General features: G+C 39.7%; 21 protein-coding genes. 10 read left to right on the top strand and 11 right to left on the bottom strand.

Annotated features, from left to right (window positions below; all coding sequences use genetic code 11):
* Nucleotides 1-14: 14 nt before the first annotated feature.
* From NMS_RS00180 to NMS_RS00170, 3 genes are all read left to right on the top strand, one after another.
* Nucleotides 15-401 (top strand): hypothetical protein, encoded by a 387-nt coding sequence (locus NMS_RS00180; protein WP_148311307.1) that lies wholly within the window; start codon nt 15-17, stop codon nt 399-401.
* Complete coding sequence (gene ettA / locus NMS_RS00175; RefSeq protein WP_041494807.1) at nt 398-2,089, top strand: energy-dependent translational throttle protein EttA; 1,692 nt, start codon at nt 398-400, stop codon at nt 2,087-2,089. The genes NMS_RS00180 and ettA overlap by 4 nt, the downstream gene beginning before the upstream one ends.
* A 185-nt stretch (nt 2,090-2,274) precedes the next feature.
* The gene (locus NMS_RS00170; RefSeq protein ID WP_041494806.1) at nt 2,275-2,829 is read left to right on the top strand and encodes a hypothetical protein; all 555 of its coding nucleotides are present in this window, start codon (nt 2,275-2,277) and stop codon (nt 2,827-2,829) included.
* On the opposite strand, the gene NMS_RS00165 is transcribed toward NMS_RS00170, so the two are convergent.
* Together NMS_RS00165 and NMS_RS00160 are read right to left on the bottom strand one after the other, a co-directional pair.
* Nucleotides 2,826-3,647: a zinc-dependent peptidase gene (locus tag NMS_RS00165; RefSeq protein ID WP_041494805.1), complete on the bottom strand. Its 822-nt coding sequence runs from the start codon at nt 3,645-3,647 to the stop codon at nt 2,826-2,828. The two genes, NMS_RS00170 and NMS_RS00165, sit on opposite strands and share 4 nt — an antisense overlap.
* A gap of 16 nt (nt 3,648-3,663) precedes the next feature.
* On the bottom strand, nt 3,664-4,383 hold the full coding sequence (locus NMS_RS00160; protein ID WP_041494804.1) for a Bax inhibitor-1/YccA family protein: 720 nt from the start codon (nt 4,381-4,383) through the stop codon (nt 3,664-3,666).
* 116 nt (nt 4,384-4,499) lie between these two features.
* On the opposite strand from NMS_RS00160, the gene NMS_RS00155 reads away from it, so the two are divergent.
* Genes NMS_RS00155 through NMS_RS00145 form a run of 3 tightly spaced genes read left to right on the top strand, consistent with a single transcriptional unit; the run spans nt 4,500 to nt 6,121 of the window.
* Entirely contained in the window at nt 4,500-5,048 is a 549-nt protein-coding gene (locus NMS_RS00155; RefSeq protein ID WP_041494803.1) for an RNA polymerase sigma factor, read from the top strand.
* A gap of 30 nt (nt 5,049-5,078) precedes the next feature.
* Nucleotides 5,079-5,681: a hypothetical protein gene (locus NMS_RS00150; RefSeq protein ID WP_041494802.1), complete on the top strand. Its 603-nt coding sequence runs from the start codon at nt 5,079-5,081 to the stop codon at nt 5,679-5,681.
* Nucleotides 5,678-6,121 carry a hypothetical protein gene (locus tag NMS_RS00145; protein ID WP_041494801.1) on the top strand — a complete coding sequence of 148 codons (444 nt, stop codon included), beginning with the start codon at nt 5,678-5,680 and terminating at the stop codon, nt 6,119-6,121. Before NMS_RS00150 ends, NMS_RS00145 begins: the two co-directional genes overlap by 4 nt.
* A gap of 89 nt (nt 6,122-6,210) precedes the next feature.
* On the opposite strand, the gene NMS_RS00140 is transcribed toward NMS_RS00145, so the two are convergent.
* From NMS_RS00140 to alaS, 6 genes are all read right to left on the bottom strand, one after another.
* Nucleotides 6,211-6,834 (bottom strand): DUF4230 domain-containing protein, encoded by a 624-nt coding sequence (locus NMS_RS00140; protein WP_052476603.1) that lies wholly within the window; start codon nt 6,832-6,834, stop codon nt 6,211-6,213.
* Nucleotides 6,831-7,748, bottom strand: coding sequence for a GSCFA domain-containing protein (locus NMS_RS00135; protein WP_041494800.1), 918 nt, complete (start codon nt 7,746-7,748; stop codon nt 6,831-6,833). The genes NMS_RS00140 and NMS_RS00135 overlap by 4 nt, the downstream gene beginning before the upstream one ends.
* A gap of 63 nt (nt 7,749-7,811) precedes the next feature.
* On the bottom strand, nt 7,812-8,105 hold the full coding sequence (locus NMS_RS00130) for a hypothetical protein (RefSeq protein WP_041494799.1): 294 nt from the start codon (nt 8,103-8,105) through the stop codon (nt 7,812-7,814).
* 18 nt (nt 8,106-8,123) lie between these two features.
* On the bottom strand, nt 8,124-8,693 hold the full coding sequence (locus NMS_RS00125; protein ID WP_148311306.1) for a hypothetical protein: 570 nt from the start codon (nt 8,691-8,693) through the stop codon (nt 8,124-8,126).
* 127 nt (nt 8,694-8,820) lie between these two features.
* On the bottom strand, nt 8,821-9,390 hold the full coding sequence (locus tag NMS_RS13325) for an RDD family protein (RefSeq protein ID WP_052476602.1): 570 nt from the start codon (nt 9,388-9,390) through the stop codon (nt 8,821-8,823).
* A gap of 6 nt (nt 9,391-9,396) precedes the next feature.
* The gene (alaS, locus tag NMS_RS00115; protein WP_041494797.1) at nt 9,397-12,018 is read right to left on the bottom strand and encodes an alanine--tRNA ligase; all 2,622 of its coding nucleotides are present in this window, start codon (nt 12,016-12,018) and stop codon (nt 9,397-9,399) included.
* A gap of 216 nt (nt 12,019-12,234) precedes the next feature.
* Here alaS and NMS_RS00110 point away from each other — a divergent pair, with 216 nt between their 5' ends.
* The gene (locus NMS_RS00110) at nt 12,235-13,215 is read left to right on the top strand and encodes a M23 family metallopeptidase (RefSeq protein WP_041494796.1); all 981 of its coding nucleotides are present in this window, start codon (nt 12,235-12,237) and stop codon (nt 13,213-13,215) included.
* 1 nt (nt 13,216) lies between these two features.
* On the top strand, nt 13,217-13,543 hold the full coding sequence (locus NMS_RS00105) for a MerR family transcriptional regulator (protein WP_041494795.1): 327 nt from the start codon (nt 13,217-13,219) through the stop codon (nt 13,541-13,543).
* Here the strand turns inward: NMS_RS00105 and NMS_RS00100 are convergent.
* Nucleotides 13,538-14,350, bottom strand: a complete 813-nt coding sequence (locus NMS_RS00100) for a hypothetical protein (RefSeq protein ID WP_148311305.1) — start codon at nt 14,348-14,350, stop codon at nt 13,538-13,540. The genes NMS_RS00105 and NMS_RS00100 overlap by 6 nt on opposite strands.
* Nucleotides 14,351-14,530: 180 nt before the next feature.
* Between NMS_RS00100 and NMS_RS00095 the strand changes: the two genes are divergently transcribed.
* A complete protein-coding gene (locus tag NMS_RS00095; protein WP_041494793.1) occupies nt 14,531-14,959 on the top strand; it encodes a DUF2141 domain-containing protein in 429 nt (142 codons plus the stop codon).
* 49 nt (nt 14,960-15,008) lie between these two features.
* Here the strand turns inward: NMS_RS00095 and NMS_RS00090 are convergent, their stop codons facing one another.
* A complete protein-coding gene (locus NMS_RS00090; RefSeq protein ID WP_041494792.1) occupies nt 15,009-15,992 on the bottom strand; it encodes a Gfo/Idh/MocA family protein in 984 nt (327 codons plus the stop codon).
* 119 nt (nt 15,993-16,111) lie between these two features.
* Between NMS_RS00090 and NMS_RS00085 the strand changes: the two genes are divergently transcribed.
* Nucleotides 16,112-17,023 carry a TIGR01777 family oxidoreductase gene (locus NMS_RS00085; RefSeq protein WP_041494791.1) on the top strand — a complete coding sequence of 304 codons (912 nt, stop codon included), beginning with the start codon at nt 16,112-16,114 and terminating at the stop codon, nt 17,021-17,023.
* 127 nt (nt 17,024-17,150) lie between these two features.
* On the opposite strand, the gene NMS_RS00080 is transcribed toward NMS_RS00085, so the two are convergent.
* Nucleotides 17,151-17,804 (bottom strand): YceI family protein, encoded by a 654-nt coding sequence (locus tag NMS_RS00080; RefSeq protein WP_041494790.1) that lies wholly within the window; start codon nt 17,802-17,804, stop codon nt 17,151-17,153.
* Between the last annotated feature and the right edge of the window lie 28 nt (nt 17,805-17,832).

Below are 17,832 nucleotides of genomic sequence, written 5' to 3'. Positions count from 1 at the left end.
TTAACATACGTAATTTGAATTCGCCCAAATACCGTTTTCTCACGGCAGCTGGTGCGATCCTCATTCTGGCAGCATTAATGAGTTGGTGGATGGGAGGACCAGATTATGTTTCCTATACGGCAGCAGCCCTAGGAGTGACCTCTTTTACAGCCTTAAGTTTGGAGGGGTTTACTTCAGCCAATTCGGTTTCTTATGGTGGTGAAAGCATGACCATGAAATTGTTGGGAAATAAAACTATGGGTTTTCTATTTTCAGAAATCCAAGAAATACATTTACAAGAGCAAGGACTCTTGATACGTGTAAAAGAGATGGAAGATATTAAGCTTTCGCGAAAGCGGTACACCTCAGAATCTCTAGAAGAATTAACCAGAATATTAAAAGACAAAAAAGCTAAACAATGAGTGACGATAAACAAGTAATCTTTTCTATGTCAGGTCTTTCAAAGACCTATCAAAGTACTGGAAAACAAGTGCTAAAAAATATTTACCTGAGTTTTTTCTATGGGGCTAAGATTGGTATTCTAGGTCTGAATGGATCTGGTAAATCAACCTTGTTAAAAATTATTGCCGGCAAGGAGAAGAATTATCAAGGGGATATTCACTTCCTACCTGGTTATAAAGTGGGGTATTTAGAACAAGAACCTGAACTGGATGAGTCTAAAACGGTTATGGAAATCGTTAGAGAAGGAGTTGCAGAAACGGTGGCCATTCTTGATGAGTACAATAAGATCAACGACGATTTTGGTCTGGAAGAAGTCTATTCTGACGCTGATAAGATGGAAAAGTTGATGAACCGTCAGGCAGAATTGCAAGATAAGATAGACGCATTGAATGCTTGGGAACTGGATACAAAACTGGAAATCGCCATGGATGCCTTGCGCACGCCACCTGGTGATGCTGAAATTAAAAACCTTTCTGGTGGAGAGAAGCGTAGAGTAGCCTTATGTCGCTTGTTACTCCAGGAACCTGAAATTTTGCTACTGGATGAACCTACCAACCACTTGGATGCAGAATCTGTGTTATGGTTAGAGCAACACTTAGCTCAATACAAAGGAACCGTTATCGCGGTAACTCATGATAGGTATTTCCTTGATAATGTAGCAGGATGGATACTAGAACTGGATCGTGGCGAGGGTATTCCTTATAAAGGAAACTATTCGAGCTGGTTGGAACAAAAGAGTGACCGACTTGCTAAAGAAGAGAAAACGGAATCCAAACGTCGTAAAACGTTGCAGCGAGAGCTGGACTGGGTACGTCAAGGGGCTAAAGGTCGTCAAACCAAGCAAAAAGCACGTTTGAACAACTACGATAAATTGTTAAACGAGGATCAAAAAGGGAAAGAAGAGAAACTAGAGATTTACATCCCTAATGGCCCAAGATTAGGAACAAATGTGATCGAAGCCACTGGAGTAAGTAAGGCTTTTGGTGATAAGTTGCTGTATGAAGATTTGAATTTTGTGTTGCCACAAAACGGGATTGTAGGGATCATAGGTCCTAACGGTGCGGGTAAAACTACCATTTTCAAAATGATCATGGATGAGGTAGAGCCGGATAAAGGTTCCTTTGAAGTGGGGGAAACAGTAAAACTTGCTTATGTAGATCAAGACCATTCTAACATCGATCCAGAAAAATCAATTTGGGAAAATTTTGCAGACGGTCAGGATATGGTGATGATGGGTGGTAAGATGGTAAATTCAAGAGCCTACTTGAGCCGCTTTAATTTCTCAGGATCAGAACAAAACAAGAAAGTAAGCACACTATCTGGTGGGGAACGCAACAGATTACACCTAGCCATGACTTTAAAGGAAGAAGGTAATGTGTTACTACTTGATGAGCCTACAAATGATCTAGATGTAAACACGCTTAGAGCTTTAGAAGAAGGGCTTGAAAATTTTGCAGGTTGTGCGGTAATTATTAGTCACGACAGGTGGTTTTTAGACCGTGTGTGTACGCACATCATTGCGTTTGAAGGCGATTCACAAGTCTATTCTTATGAGGGAAGTTTTACAGAGTATGAAGAGAATAAGAAGAAGCGATTAGGTGATGTCACTCCTAAGAGAATCCGTTACAAAAAATTGATTAGGGACTAGTTATACAAAATCCCTCAAGTCAAACGGCGTTTTGTTTAAACATCATTTGATATTTGAGGGAATTTTTAACACCTAATGATAGGTTCCGTTAAAGTTCTGAGAAATACCCCATATGTGGTATAGAGTTGAACCTTGATTTGTAGTAATTTGCGTACATGTTAATAGGGTAACTATAAACAAGCAACATGAAAATTTTATTATCCGTTGGGATCCAGCTCGCTCAAGCTGACATCTCTGTTGATCAAGCTCGAGATCTAGGACTAATTATGTACCTATCTTTTTTGAAAATAAAAGGTGCGCAACAATTCGTTCAACATCAAAAATCAAATAATCTTCCTTTAGAAGAGACAGAGCAATGTTTATACAAACCTTTGTGCCACGGTATCGAGGATTTTCTTCGTGAATTAAAATTTGAGATTAACCGATCTAACTCTATTTCAGCATTTATTAATGTCACGAAAAGTTTAGAGAGTGGTAAAGAATTGGATTCTAAAAAATATAGTAGTCTTAAAACTTCTTTACAGACTATTCATAACGAAGCACGAAATTTCCTTGGAACCCCAAGAGACAGTTTCATGAACAAAATAGCTTCCCTTCAATCTCTTGCGAGCCTTGAGAAATGGAAAGCTCAGTTTTCATCTGACGCTTTTTGTCCTTTGAATTCGCACCAGGAAGTTTTAAATTACATTGCTGCCTTACAACCTCAAAGACCTATAACTTCAAATTGGCAAGTCGCCTAACTCATCCATTTCTCTTCAAATAAAAGCGCTTTGCTCATCAATTCGTGCAATTGGGGAAATTGAGCTTTCAATTCTTCATAGGATTCGAAAAAGTACTCTGTCAATACAGCCATGAATTCGTATTGATTTGTAAAGGCATATTCTCGAAAAAATGGTGAGCGTTCCATAGTACGTCGCAAGTCCTTCTGCATTAAACGTATAAGAATCAATTGGTGGTATTTATGATACCTCATGGCATCTATGTGCTGTGCTCGCTCACTTTCAATGTGAATCACGTGGGTAAACTCATGAAGCGCTAGATGAAAATTGTCTTTTGCATCTTTTATTCCTTTCAGCACATCAGGCCATGACAAGGCAAGAACTGCTGCGCGTGGATTGTATTCTCCTTTATGCTTTTGAGAGTTGGCAGCACTTGTAAAAGGTTCTTCAAAAATCAAAATGGTTTCCAGTTGATCCATCATGTAATTGCGTCTTCCAAACGTGAGCATCACTGCTACACAACTTATAGTTACTTTCTGGACATCAGTAACTTGCGCACCACTTCGCCTACGGAAAACTTTATCTGTTATAAAGCAGGCGACACGGTGTTCAAATTGTTTTTGATAGGTAGAATCAAGATTTTTATAAAAGGAAAAGGTCTCTAGAGTTTGCTTTCGCGAAAGCGATAACTTTCTAAAGCTCATTACCTGACGGTACCATAGAAAGTCATACTTGTTCTGCGCCCAACGCAAGACAAGATGCACTATCGCTGATAGTAAAATGACACCTACAAAGGCAAAACCATAAGGCGCGAGCCAATCATAGTTGTCACGTGGCAATATGTAAATAAAAAATTTAATCGTTAGACATGAAGATGCTCAAGATGTACCAAAACAGCAACATCAAGGAGGCAAATAAACCTAAGGAAGCACCTACATATTGATCTGTGGAATATTTGTGAACTAACTGTGAGGTTTGATACAATATAGTTCCCGCAGCTAAAACAATCATTCCAGCACTAAACACTAACCCTAGATTGAATCCAAAAATCATCCCAGCAACAATGGCACCAACGGCAATCACAAAACCTATCGCAAGAAAACTGCGCAGGAACGAAAAATCTTTTTTAGTAATTAAAACCACGGCACTCAAACCTGTAAACAACGCCAGCGTCATAATGGCGGCTTGATTGATGACAGAGAAGTAATCACCTTCCATATAAAAAATAGCGATGTAGAGCAATGGCACAAAAATGATAGCTTCTGCAACTACAAATAATAACAGCGCAAGGTATTGCTTGGTTTTATCGTGTGTGGTATGAGCTAGTTTTTCTGCATAGTTTGTTGCAAACATAAAAGCTCCTAAAACTAAAAGCCATTTCCATCCTTGGGTTAAAGACAACATCAATTCTACTAAAGGATCAATGCGCAGTAAGATCGTTTCTACAATGATAAAAAGTAAGGTCGCTAGAGCAACATGACCGTATGTTTTACGATAGAACGCGGCTCTGGTATCGTCAGTTACCTCAATCAGTGATTGGTAATTAGATGACGGATTATATTCTGTAGGTTGCATAGTTGTAATTTTAAGTAAAGATACATACTCTATGTATTTTCAAGAATTCAGATTATCTTCAAATTTCTTGCCATGTGTATTAAACCTTTCTACATTGAGTACGTCATAACAGCCGAATGAGCCAAGTATCCGAAAACGAAATTCTAACTCTCGTTGCCAGCCCTAACACTTTAGATAAGGGCTTTCGTATATTGGTAAAACAGCATCAGCAACAATTGTACTGGCAAATACGTAAGATTCTTTTGAACCATGAGGATACGGACGACGTTTTACAAAATGTGTTTATTAAGATTTTTAAAGGATTGCCTAAATTTAAAGGAGAAAGCAAGTTAAGCACATGGATGTTCCGCATTGCTTATAATGAAAGCATGACTTTCTTAAAGCGGAAGTCTAAAATATTGCAGATTAACGATGCGCAAATGCAGGATTATCTTGTAGATCAACTGGAGGCTGATGTCTATTTTACCGGCGATGCAATACAACTAGAACTTCAAAAGGCACTGGCTCAATTGCCAGACCGTCAAAAGGAAATTTTCAACATGCGCTATTATGATGAGATCAAGTTCAAGGATATTGCAGAGATTTTAGAATTAAGTGAAGGAGCAGTAAAATCAAGCTATCACATTGCTGCAAAAAAGGTAGAAGCGTACCTTAAAAGAGATTAAACCATTGACTCATAAAAGAGTCATAGAATTATGAAAAAGAAGAACACACATAAAGATCTAGGGTTCGAAATACCAGATGGGTATTTTGATACTGCCATGGATCGTATGTTCGATACCATGAATGGAAAGGCGGCAAACCAAGAGCTTCCTTTTACTGTTCCAAAGGATTATTTTGAGAATCTAGAATCTAGAATTCTCGCTGCCACTGTAGAAGAAAAACTGAAACAAAGTGATAGTGAAATCACATCGCCTTTTGACATACCTCAAGGGTATTTTGAGCAGTTGGAACAACGTGTGCTAGAAGTCACAGCAGATAAGCCTGTGGTTCAGATGAATAGGGAGACACCATCATGGGTAGTACCCTTATTAGCAGTTGCTGCAATTTTTATTGCAATGGTAACTATTAATGGTTTGTTTGACGGTAATGTACTGACGATGCAGGATATTGAAAGCGATGAGCTCGCAATGTATATCGCAGATACCGACTTTACAGCTGATCAAGACGCTATTGATATTCTGTACACAGATACAGACGTTCTAGATGACACAGCTTTCAATAGCTCGATTGATAATGAAGTATTGCTCAACTACCTTGCTGATGAGGTGGACATGAATCAAATGTTGGAAGAATGAAAAATATACTAATAATTATTGTAGTGCTTATTTCTGGGCTTTCCCTGGCTCAAGATAGCAGGACTGCAAATGAGAAAATTGAGGCTCTTGAAGTTGCTTTTTTAACTCAAGAACTGTCACTTACAGTAGACGAGGCTCAAAAGTTTTGGCCTGTATATACGGACATTAAAAAAGACCGTGAAAAATTATACAGAGAAAAAAAGAAATTGATGTACGACATGGCTCGTAATTTTGAGGCGATATCTGACAATCAAGCACAGGAATATGTGGATCGAATGTTTGAAATAGAAGCAGATTTGAACGAATCTAACTTTGAATCAAGACACCGCAAGCTTATCAAGATTATAGGCCCTAAGCGATTCTTGACCTTGAAAAAGGCTGAGGTAGAGTTCCGTAGAAAGCTGTTGAAAGAATATCGAGGCCGCAGCCGCAACAATTAAAAAGAGATTAGATTTAGTTTTGGTTAATGATGATGAATCCCTTGAGATACTTTCTTAGGGGATTTGTTGGTTTATAAAATATGTAACCATCAGTCCAGAACTGCTTTCCAATCATCGTCGCTCGTTAGTGGCGAGCCGTCGTACTCTAAGGTCCACCCAAAGCTACTGGTCAAGACATAGATCTGACTCAACTCACTGAACAGCCTGTTCTGTGCGTTACTTACAATATCACTTTTTTCGATCTTGCTTCTCAAGTCTTTTGCTATGAGACGTTCCATACGATTTAAGTCCGCCGCTTCAAATTTATTGACCAGACCATTTTCTAAGTTATAGTAACTCAATCTAGGATTGATATTTATTTCTGGTGGTGGTATGTTCAGTATGCGAATCGTCTTTTGAGCTGCGTCAATCTGAAAGTGCATTTTCTTTAGATCATAGCCTACAGTTACTTGAGCATTAGAGCTTAAAAGAGCAGTTTTCTTGCTCTCAAAAAAGTCCCAGCCATAACTTTTAGTGTTCTGATAGGTATATACCTTGGCATAGGTAGCCTCAGTCACCACTAGTTTACTCACGTTGCGTACTTGCTTTTCAATCAAGGACGTTTGAGCTTCCAGCGTGTCTCTTTCCTCATTGGCACCATGAAAAAAATTATATATGAGAACCATAAGCAACATAATAATGGCGCCAGTAACTAGATTTTTAATTCGTTTCATGCGATATGGATCTGTGGGTTTTGCTCTTTCAAAATGGAAAGACTTTTTTCCAGTTGTTCTTGATGTGCTTTAGTATTTTTGGGGCGGTGTGCTGCCAGTTTTCGGTAAGATTCTACGGCTTTTAGGGTGGTAGCAGTTTTTTGGTGAAGTACGCTTTCGCGAAAGCGTAACCACACATAATCCACAGCGGTTGCATTAGGATGGAGCATATCTTGAGCATAAAAACGATAATCTCGTAACTCGTCCATCAAAATTTCATAAGCCGGGAAATAATAGGAGTTGGAGCGCTCGCACTGTTGTAGAATGACCTCATGCAAGCGTGCTTTGCTGCGGGTATTTTCTACCATACCGTCTTTTGTATGTCGTACAGGTGATAAGGTATAAATGATTTGAAGATCCGGATTTGCAGATTTTGTTACATTCTCTATTCCTTGTAAGGATGCTGTTAGTTCTTCCAGCTCAAGCAATCGTTTATTGAATAGCTTTTGCGGTTGTTGATGGCAATTAGCGACTATTTCTCCATTTTCCTTTAGTTCATAGACCCAGGCAGTTCCCAGAGTGATGATTAGGTGTGATGCAGTTTTCAATCTGTGTTTTAGTTTCCTTCCTGCATCTTTTAGGTTAGTTAAAACGTCATCTGCATTTGCGCCACTAATGTCAGAGTGAGCAAAGTAGCTGAAGCGCTCTTGTACATCCTTTGCTGTAAATTCATTTTTTAAGGACTTTTCAATCAAAGTTGCCATGCTGTGTGGATTGAAAAGTGTTCCAAATGGATTTATAAGATTCTGAAACCCAAAATAGGAGAGCTGATCTCCTATATTTTGAGAAAAGCAGCTGCCCAAGAGCACTATAGAACTATCATAGTCGATAGATTTTTCTAAAGGCGAGATTTCAACTGGTGTTGTGAATTTCATAAGGTCAAAGCGATAACCAAATGTAATGAATCAGCCTTGAGTGGATGTTAGGAGAATTCTAAACTAATTGATAATGTAGGTCATCAACTCAAAGAGTACATATCCTATCAATGGCGCTGCGATAATCGTGACTATTAGAACTAGTCGACGTTTTCGATTTTCCTTGATTGCCTTGATTTTAAAAGCAGCTTTTGCTGCGGCGATTTGTTCGGGTGTGTGATTGGGTGTTTGGCTTTTATCAGAATTGTAGAGTTCACCAGCATGTATTCCAGCAAGAGACTTGTCGCTAGTCTTTCGACGCCTGGCGTTGTTTTTCATTGCTGTGATCATGGCTTGTATACTGCCTGCGCTACTCATGGGTTCAATTATATATTTTCAATCACATTTCAAATTGCTGGACTTCGCATTTCTAGCAATACCTTTGAGCAGTCTTTTCAACACTTTGGTTGTCAATAGTTCACCCTCAGCTTTGAACACTATTCCATCATCATCTTCCTCTTCCTCATAAGGATCGTAAGCTTCTTCTGTAGATCCAATAAGTCGTTGTTTAAAGAGCAAGGTGTTACTATTAAGGTCAAAGATATAAAGCGTACCTGTTACATGCTCTCTAGGTTGTCGATAGGTTCTACTATCTCTAAATTCTGTAACTGTCGGTTCTCTATAGGAAGAACTTACATAGATGAGAAAATCCAAGTTTGGAGCTTGAAATTTTATTCGCTCAACATCAGCAGTAAAAAGCTGGGAACCATTAAGAGGTATTTCAAGTGCTTGAATTTGAACTGTCTGTTCGTAACAATCCCCTACTAGTTCCTTAAAGGTTTCTTCAATTAGAGAGTTCACTTCACTCTTCATTGCTACGGGTACGTCTGGTCGCACTGCGGTATAAGTTCCAGGTAAGAGTTGCAGAATGTTTTCTTCAAAAAGTTCGGGTTGAGTGTAAGTCACTGATCTGATATTATCACAGGATATTAGCATCATCAAACATGCGAATGTAAAAATCAGTTTTTTCACCTTTATTAAAAGTTTGGAACTACAATGCTTACTGAGTAATTGAAACATAATTTCTATTTTATTACTTTTCAATTACATACGTCTTTGCAATCCTATCATGTAATGAGCGCCAATATGGTGGATCCATCAAAAGGGTTAGTGTCTCAATGAAAAGGATCAAGGTACTCACTCCAGAAATCACATTTAGAATAGGATAGGAAGCTGCCATTTGCAAACTCAGTTCAAAATAATTAGTGAGTTCCATCAAATCAAGATCGTTAAAAACAAACCAGTATACGGGAATGGTAAAAAAGGACTGCCCGATAGTAAATACACTGCGCAATATGGCTTGCGCCGCATTGATGGCCTCACCATTATAATCAACTACTTTCATTCCCATACTCATTTTCCCTAGAGTTGCACCATAAATACCCTCCATCAATGGTTTATAGGCTATGGAAATCATGGAAATCAATACAAAAAACAAAAAACTCTTAAGAATCAATAAATTATAGATGTTTGCTATGGCTATAGGAATGCCTACAATCAAAGAATCTAATAGTAATGCGAGTGCTCTAGGCCAGAAACCGACGAAAATCAACTCCTCACTATCACCTGTTTGTTCGTTATCTAGAAAAGGATCTTGTTGCATGGAGTATTACAAATAGGATTTGGCTGCTTCAAGAGCGGCAGCAATTCCCTGAGGATTCTTACCTCCGGCAGTTGCAAAATGTGGCTGTCCACCACCGCCACCTTGAATGTGCTTGCCTAGTTCTCTAACAATTGTGCCTGCGTTCAGTTGTTTTTCGTCCACTAGATTTTTACTGATGATCACTGTAAGTGTCGCTTTATCGTCGGCGTTGGATCCCAAAATCATGAATAAATTATCCATTTCACGATCAATCTCAAAGGCTAAATCTTTAATAGACTTGGTGTCTAAATCTGTAGACGTAGAGATAAAATTCACGCCATTGACTTCTGTGGCGCTTGCTATCAAGTCTCCTTTTAAGTTTCCAGCTTTATCCTTAAGAAGTTGCTCTATTTCTTTTTTCAAGGCTGCATTTTCTTCTTGTAAACTCTTAACAGATTCAACCGGATCTTGCGAACTTGATTTCAAAGCAGTTTTGATTTCTTCCAGTGTTTCTGATTGCTGCTCAAAATATTCCTTGACGGCATCGCCAGTGATGGCCTCAATCCTGCGGATCCCTGCCGCAACGGCGCCTTCACTCTTGATTTTAAAATGCCAGATGTCCGCCGTGTTCTTTACATGGGTGCCGCCACAAAGTTCATGACTTGCCCCAAACTTAATGGTTCGTACCACATCACCATACTTTTCACCGAATAGGCCTATGGCCCCATCCTTTATGGCTTGTTCGTACGTATTACTTCTATTTTCCTCAAGCTCTAAATGCTCAGCAATCCTAGCGTTTACAAACTGTTCTATTTGAGTGATTTCCTCTGGAGATAACTTAGCAAAATGAGAAAAGTCAAATCTCAATGAGGCACTGCGCACCATGGAACCTTTTTGCTCTACGTGAGTTCCCAATATTTTACGTAAAGCCTGGTGCAATAGGTGAGTGGCCGTATGGTTGGCAGCACTGCGTTGACGCTGGTGCAGATCGACGACTGCTTTATGCGGTCCGTTCAAATCTTTAGGTAGATTCTTAGTTAAATGAACGGTTTGTCCGTTTTCTTTTTTAGTGTCTATAATATAAACGGTATCGCCACTAGCACTTTCTAGATATCCTTTATCTCCCGTCTGTCCACCACTTTCACCATAAAATGGTGTCATATTAAATACCAGCTGATACATATCGCCTTCTTTCTTACTGCTTACCATTCGGTATTTAGTAATAAAAACATCAGCCTCTAGGCGGTCATAGCCTACAAATTCTTGGGTATCGTCTTTTCTCAGCTCTGTCCAGTCTGTTGAAGATGTGGCGCTAGCTGCACGGGAACGGTTTTTTTGTTCCTGCATCGCTTTGTCAAACCCAGCTTCATCGAGTTGCATTCCTTTTTCTCTAAGGATGAGCGCAGTTAAGTCGATAGGGAATCCAAAAGTATCGTACAATTCGAAAGCCTTGGAGCCCTCAATCTGGTTGCTGGAGTTCGCTTTCGCGGAAGCGATCATAGAATCCAATAAAATCAAACCCTGATCTAAGGTTCTCAAAAAGGATTGCTCTTCTTCCTTAATAACATTTGTGATCAGATCTTTTTGAGACTTCAATTCTGGAAACGCATCGCCCATCTGGTGTGCTAGGGTTTGAACCAGCATGTAAATGAACGGCTCCTTTTTATCTAAGTAGGTGAATCCATACCGTATCGCACGACGCAATATCCTACGGATTACGTAGCCTGCTCCTGTATTTGACGGCAATTGGCCGTCTGCAATAGAAAAAGATACAGCGCGCACATGATCAGAAATCACCCGTATGGCAATATCATCTTCCTGCTTTTTGCCATAAGGATGTCCCGTGATAGTTTCAATTTCAGTGATCAATGGTTGGAAAACATCTGTATCATAATTGGATGTTTTGCCTTGTAATGCCATAGCCAATCTCTCAAAGCCCATTCCAGTATCCACATGTTGTGCAGGAAGTGTCTTAAGAGAGCCATCTGCCATGCGATTAAATTGCATGAATACCAGATTCCAGATTTCTACCACTTGTGGGTGGTCGTTGTTGACTAGAGTGGCGCCATCAACTTTGGCTTTCTCAGCATCACTACGCAAATCCACATGAATTTCAGAACATGGTCCACAGGGTCCCTGATCGCCCATTTCCCAGAAGTTGTCCTTTTTATTCCCATTAAGAATACGGTCTTTATCAATCAGCGTTGCCCAGTAATCATAAGCCTCTGTATCACGCTCAAGTCCCTCACTGGCATCACCTTCAAAAATGGTCACATAAAGACTGTCTTTATCCATGCCATACACATCCACAAGTAATTCCCAGGCCCATGCAATAGCTTCTTTTTTAAAGTAATCACCAAAACTCCAGTTCCCCAGCATCTCAAACATCGTATGGTGGTAAGTGTCCACACCTACTTCTTCCAGATCATTATGCTTACCGCTCACGCGCAAACACTTTTGGGTATCTACTACACGGTCAGATTTAGGGGTGGAATTACCTAAAAAATATTCCTTGAACTGGTTCATCCCAGCATTCGTAAACATGAGCGTCGGGTCGTTCTTAATAACCATAGGCGCGCTCGCCACGATCTCGTGTTTTTTATTATTGAAAAATTCCAGGAAAGTGGATCTGATTTGTTCTGACTTCATTCTTGTGGCTCTCGTAGCGGTTAATTACAATTTCTTACTTTTGTCTTCGTTGTTGAAAGGTTGAGAATGAATTTGCTTTCTTTTTCGCTTTTGCGAAAGCGAAATGAAAAAGAAGTTCATACCGCACTTGGTGCGTTATGTAAGCAAACTAAAATCAACCTGGCTGCGTTCTATTAAAGACGCTAAAAACAAGGCAAAAATAGCACTTTATAACGTATGGCAAAGGTTAAGTACTACTACGATCAGGAAACACTTTCTTACCGAAAAGTCGAGCGCCGGAAGCGTAAGATTCTAGGAGGTGTGACCTTGTTTGTGTTCTTTAGCTGCCTCGTTGGATTTTTGCTGTATCTATTTGTAGGCCAAGTCTATGATTCTCCTGAGTTGCGTACGGTCAAGCGCGATAAGAAGTTTGTCGAGTTGCAACTGGAGAATATGGAGGAAGAAATTGAACAACTCACCGCAGTTATTGCTGATGTAGAGGAACGCGATAACAGTATTTACCGTATTTATTTTGATGCAAACCCTATTACCTCAGAACAACGTCAAGCAGGTTTCGGCGGTGTGAACCGCTATAAAAATTATGAAGGTTACTCAGATTCTGATAAAGTCATTTCTCTGCGTGAGTCCATTGATAGATTGAAAAAGCGCACCGCTATTCAAAGCAAATCTCTTGATGAGATAGCAGTTTTAGCAGAGAATAAGGAAAATCTATTGATGAGCATTCCTGCTATCCAGCCAGTGCGTAATCAAGACTTGACCCGCATGGCCAGTGGTTATGGGTATAGATCAGACCCTTTTAATAAGACTAGAAAATTTCATTATGGGATGGATTTTACCGCACCTCGTGGGACGCCCATATTTGCTTCAGGTGATGGAGTGGTAGAACGAGCAGATGCTAATAGCTCTGGTTATGGAAACCACATACGTATAGATCATGGGTTTGGTTATGTTTCTTTGTACGCACATTTGCGCCAGCGCAATCCCTATAATGTCAAAGTAGGTCAGAAAGTGAAGCGAGGGGATATTATTGGTTACGTAGGATCTACTGGTCGCTCACAAGCACCGCACTTGCACTATGAAATTTTCAAAGATGGAGAGCGCATTAACCCGATCAACTTCTACTACGGTTCATTAACTCCTGAAGAGTTTAATGAGCTGCTTAAGAGATCTCAACAGGAAAATATATCCCTGGATTAATATGCATATAGAGCTGCCTGAAAAACTGTATTATTCCATGGGCGAGGTGACTAAAGCCTTTGATGTGAATCCATCACTAATTCGTTTTTGGGAGAAGGAGTTCGATGTATTGCAACCTAAAAAGAATTCTAGGGGCAATCGTAAATTTTCTCAGGACGACATTAAAAACCTGAAGCGTATTTATCACCTGGTTAAGGAACGAGGATTTACTCTGGAAGGTGCTAGAGAATACATGAAATCCCACAAAGAGGAAATCAGCAATTTTGATATCATTTCAAAATTAGAATTCGTCAAGGCTGAATTGCTTAAAATCAAGAACAACCTATAGTCCATAAGTGTTGAACCTATAAACAACCCCTGCATTTATCGCTGGGCCTAAGCCTACATTTCTTCCATCTACAGTATAAGTGCCGTTCAGATAAGCACCTAAGGTGCTAGAAAAAGGCTTGAAAAATGTCACTCCAGTTCGTATAAAATCAACTTCTAATTCCCGAAAGTTATTGGGCGCTGGACTGCCTCGATAATCCTTACCATTGATTGCGTTTTGAAAGTCTAAAAATGCGTCTACATAATAGGTGCGTCTTGCCATTCCTAGCTTGAGGGTAGCAGCAGTAGCATTAGGTACAGGATCAAACTTATAATCATAGCCGCCTTGTAAGGTGAAAAACAAACCGTTGGTTTGCTGAGCATGAATGAGCAGTCGGGCAGGAATACTGGTAGCGCGTTGCCCTATCGCATTGAGTCCCTCCGTTTCATAATTCGTTAGAGGAAAAGAGACTCCGCTGGCTATTTGTATAGAAATAATGTGTCGATCCAACTCCAATTCATGGAGTTTATACTTAAGAATGAAACGAGCATCCTGCAGATTTTTTTCAGCGTCGCTTTCCACATAGGCGGCTGCCACATTTAAATCTAGGTTTTTTGCTAATCCAAAGCCAACAAACATATTGATGTTGAAAAATGATTTATCAAGCTCAATTTCATTTTTCCCAGTTAGGTAGGTAGGATTGTTTTCATAGCCCGACCCTAAAACGGCAGTCAAATTCCCTGAGCCATTGTAAAATCCATCTATTACGCCTTGACCAAAAGATGAACTTGATATTCCTAAAAGCAAAATATACTGTAATAGTTTCATGTTGAATAACTTCATAGTTGAGGAAAACTACGTAAAACGAGCAGTTATTGTTTTTTTAAGAACGATTTAAAATGAAATCTACAATTCAGTTTTAAGTAATGACAGTTCAGCAGGTTGGAATTTTTACAGGCGGAATGTCACCGCATATTTGACATATCAAACAAACTAAAACCTTTTATTATGAAAACTATTATGACAACTCTTTTACTCGTTATTATTTCCGCTTTCGCGAAAGCGCAAACCCCATCAACTTCTCAAGAAACGTATACGCTAACGGTCACGGTTCCTAATGCAAAAACAAATGATGGTGATATGATGTTTTCACTAAACACGGAAGCTAACTTTATGAAAGGAGCTCCTGTCCAATCAGCTAGTGCGGAAATCAAGGATGGAGTAGCTACGGTTACTTTTGAAAATGTACCAAAAGGTACTTATGGCATACTAGTCTTGCACGACAAGAACGGTAATGGTCAGATGGACTATGAAGCTAACGGTATGCCCTTAGAGCCATACGGGATGAGCAATAACCCGACGAGCTATGGCCCACCTACCTGGGCAGATGCGAAATTTGAACTTAATGAGGATACCGCTTTGAAAATTGTGATCTAATAGGATCTCAAATAAGCAAGGCCGGTGCTTTTTAAAAGCACCGGCTTTTTTATGCGTTGTATTCTAGACCTATTGATGCTCTGATTTTATCCAAATGCTTCATGAGTGATGCACTCATCTCCTGTGGCATTAAATCAGATTCGGTTTTACCCTGTTGTAAACATTGCTGAACATGTTCAATCTCGTGAAAATAGCCGTTACCAGTTATGGGAAGATGATAAACTTCTGTGGTATTCGTCTCGTATGTAGTCACCTCAATGTCGCTGCAATTGTGAAATGGCGACTTCATATGGATAAAGCCTTTGATACCATAAATGAAGGCTTCCGTTTGCGTATGTGACAGAAAAGAAGCCTCCATTACAGATTTTGCCTTACCAGCAAATTGGCCTATAATGGCACAATAGGTATCGATGCCACGATCATCAAGAATGGCTTCCGCCTTCAATCGTTGTGGCTCTCCTAATAGCAATAAACTTAAGTACAACGGATAGATTCCTATATCCAATAAAGCACCCCCACCTAATTTTGGATCCCGCAACCTGCTTTCCGGCGGCGCACTCATTCGAAAACCGAAATCGGATTTTATATATTGTATCTCCCCAATTAATCCTTCGCTTAATAAATCCAATACCTTTTGAGTAGCTGGAATAAAACGCGTCCAGATGCCTTCCATCAAAAACAAGTTTTTCTTTTTTGCTAGAGCAATCATCTGTTCTGCCTGTTGTGCATTTAAAGCAATAGGTTTCTCACATAAAACAGATTTACCGGCATTCAGGCACATCATGGTATTCTCAAAATGAAGCGAGTGCGGCGTTGCTATATAAATAATGTCCAGTTCTGGATCCTTCGCTAGCTCTTCATAACTAGCATAGGTTTTGGTCACTTGATACTCGTTTGCAAAAGCTTTCGCTTTACCTTCAGATCGAGAACCTACCGCATGCAAGTTCGCTCCAGGAACCTGAACCAGGTCTTGAGCAAATTTGTGAGCAATTTTCCCAAGCCCCATAACACCCCAATTCCTTTCGTTTTCCATAGCCCCATCATTCAGGTTAATGAATACAATATAGTTTATGTAACTCTTTAACTGGATCGAGTACGTTAATTTCTAGCTAAGGATTCTGTTAATTATTCACTGCATAATAACTTTAGAGTATGAAAATATTAATCACAGGAGCCACTGGTCTGGTAGGGTCTAAATTATCAGAAGTACTGCGAGCCGCAGGTCACAAAGTAAATTATCTTACTAGTCGCGAGGAAGCTATTAAGTCTGAGCCTGATAACCAAGGTTATTTATGGGATGTAAAAGCGATGACAATAGACCCAGGCTGTATTGATGGTGTAGATACTATCATTCATTTAGCGGGTGAATCCGTTTTTCAACGCTGGACAGATGAGGCTAAGGAAAAAATTATGGCCAGCCGGGTAAATAGTACACAGTTGCTTATCAATCTGCTGAATGATACCAACCATAACGTTCAACATGCCATTACTGCAAGTGCGATTGGAATATATCCAGATAAATGGGAAGGTCCACCTATGAAGGAAAACGAGGTGCCGCCTACTGCAGATAATTTTTTAGGCGAAGTTTGTGTGGCCTGGGAAAGCATAGGGATGCAATTCAAAGAGTTGGGATTAAAGCATGCAATAGTACGTATAGGTATTGTACTGTCAGCAAAAGGCGGTGCGCTAGAACAAATGGCCAAACCAGTCAAGCTATATGCAGGAGCTGGCTTTGCGAGCGGTAAAATGTGGCAAAGCTGGGTAGCTATAGATGACCTCGCTGGAATCTTTAAACATATTACAGAAAACCAACTACAAGGAACTTATAATGGAGTAGCGCCGGTTCCAGTGCGCAACAGACCACTGATGGAAACCATAGGAAAAGTGTTGGATAAGCCAGTTTTCTTACCTAACGTTCCTGCATTTATGATGAAACTCATGCTAGGGGAGATGGCCGCTACGGTTCTTTCCAGTCAATATGCCAGTAGTAGTAAAATCCAGGACTCGGGTTATTCCTTTAAATTTTCTGAACTCAAGCCTGCCTTAGAAAAGTATTTAGATTAAGAATCTATCACATTGCCACATTTCTGACTCGCTTTAAACTGCGGTAATCATTTTAGTCGAGCAACGTAATTTAAATAAAAAAAGCCTCCGCAAGAAGGCTTTCATCATTCATCATTTAACCAACTGATTACTTAGTAGCAACCAGATTTACTTTCAATTTAATATCGTCAGATATTGCTTTGTCGGCAACAATGTCAGTAAAGTTTGAAGAACCATATTTGATTCCCCAGTCAGTTCTGTCAATTGTGAATTCTTCTGAAGTCAACATCATTTTGTCACCATCATAAGAAACAGTTACAGGGAAAGAAACGTTCTTAGTAACATCTTTCAATGTTAAGTTTCCTTCAAGTGTGTTACCATTGAGACCAGTTACTACAAATTTAGCTGTAGGGTATTCAGGGGTGTTAAAAAAGTCAGTTTGCTTACCTTCAGCAGTTCCCTCTAGGTGAGACTTAAGACTCATAGCGCTTTCCCCTTCTAGGTCAGTTACTTTGATAGACGTCATATCTACAGTAAACTCTCCACCTTCAACAGTTTCACCATTTACCATGACAGATCCATCGCTTAAAGCAATTGTTCCAGTATGGTCTGCAGTGGGCTTAGAGCCTACCCAGTTGATAGTAGAAGCTTCAGTGTCAACATTATAAGTTACAGCAGCTTCACTAGCCATTGCTTCAGTTTCTGCATCAGTAGCATCCACTTCATTTTGATTGTCTTTACAAGAAACAGCAATTGCAATTACAGCTGCTAAACTTGTCATTTTTAAAAAAGTACGTGTCATTTAGATTGATTTATATGAGATTGCAAAA

Origin of the sequence: Nonlabens marinus S1-08, assembly GCF_000831385.1 — a bacterium.
GTDB classification, from domain to species: domain Bacteria; phylum Bacteroidota; class Bacteroidia; order Flavobacteriales; family Flavobacteriaceae; genus Nonlabens; species Nonlabens marinus.
This window is presented reverse-complemented; position numbering and strand designations above follow the sequence as displayed.

Bases quoted from the DNA above. Each gene is read 5' to 3' on its own strand.
- ettA (WP_041494807.1), top strand. From the start codon at position 398: ATGAGTGACGATAAACAAGTAATCTTTTCTATGTCAGGTCTTTCAAAG.
- NMS_RS00170 (WP_041494806.1), top strand. From the start codon at position 2,275: ATGAAAATTTTATTATCCGTTGGGATCCAGCTCGCTCAAGCTGACATC.
- NMS_RS00160 (WP_041494804.1), bottom strand. From the start codon at position 4,383: ATGCAACCTACAGAATATAATCCGTCATCTAATTACCAATCACTGATT.
- NMS_RS00155 (WP_041494803.1), top strand. From the start codon at position 4,500: ATGAGCCAAGTATCCGAAAACGAAATTCTAACTCTCGTTGCCAGCCCT.
- NMS_RS00150 (WP_041494802.1), top strand. From the start codon at position 5,079: ATGAAAAAGAAGAACACACATAAAGATCTAGGGTTCGAAATACCAGAT.
- NMS_RS00145 (WP_041494801.1), top strand. From the start codon at position 5,678: ATGAAAAATATACTAATAATTATTGTAGTGCTTATTTCTGGGCTTTCC.
- NMS_RS00140 (WP_052476603.1), bottom strand. From the start codon at position 6,834: ATGAAACGAATTAAAAATCTAGTTACTGGCGCCATTATTATGTTGCTT.
- NMS_RS00135 (WP_041494800.1), bottom strand. From the start codon at position 7,748: ATGAAATTCACAACACCAGTTGAAATCTCGCCTTTAGAAAAATCTATC.
- NMS_RS00130 (WP_041494799.1), bottom strand. From the start codon at position 8,105: ATGAGTAGCGCAGGCAGTATACAAGCCATGATCACAGCAATGAAAAAC.
- NMS_RS13325 (WP_052476602.1), bottom strand. From the start codon at position 9,390: ATGCAACAAGATCCTTTTCTAGATAACGAACAAACAGGTGATAGTGAG.
- alaS (WP_041494797.1), bottom strand. From the start codon at position 12,018: ATGAAGTCAGAACAAATCAGATCCACTTTCCTGGAATTTTTCAATAAT.
- NMS_RS00110 (WP_041494796.1), top strand. From the start codon at position 12,235: ATGGCAAAGGTTAAGTACTACTACGATCAGGAAACACTTTCTTACCGA.
- NMS_RS00105 (WP_041494795.1), top strand. From the start codon at position 13,217: ATGCATATAGAGCTGCCTGAAAAACTGTATTATTCCATGGGCGAGGTG.
- NMS_RS00100 (WP_148311305.1), bottom strand. From the start codon at position 14,350: ATGAAACTATTACAGTATATTTTGCTTTTAGGAATATCAAGTTCATCT.
- NMS_RS00095 (WP_041494793.1), top strand. From the start codon at position 14,531: ATGAAAACTATTATGACAACTCTTTTACTCGTTATTATTTCCGCTTTC.
- NMS_RS00090 (WP_041494792.1), bottom strand. From the start codon at position 15,992: ATGGAAAACGAAAGGAATTGGGGTGTTATGGGGCTTGGGAAAATTGCT.
- NMS_RS00085 (WP_041494791.1), top strand. From the start codon at position 16,112: ATGAAAATATTAATCACAGGAGCCACTGGTCTGGTAGGGTCTAAATTA.
- NMS_RS00080 (WP_041494790.1), bottom strand. From the start codon at position 17,804: ATGACACGTACTTTTTTAAAAATGACAAGTTTAGCAGCTGTAATTGCA.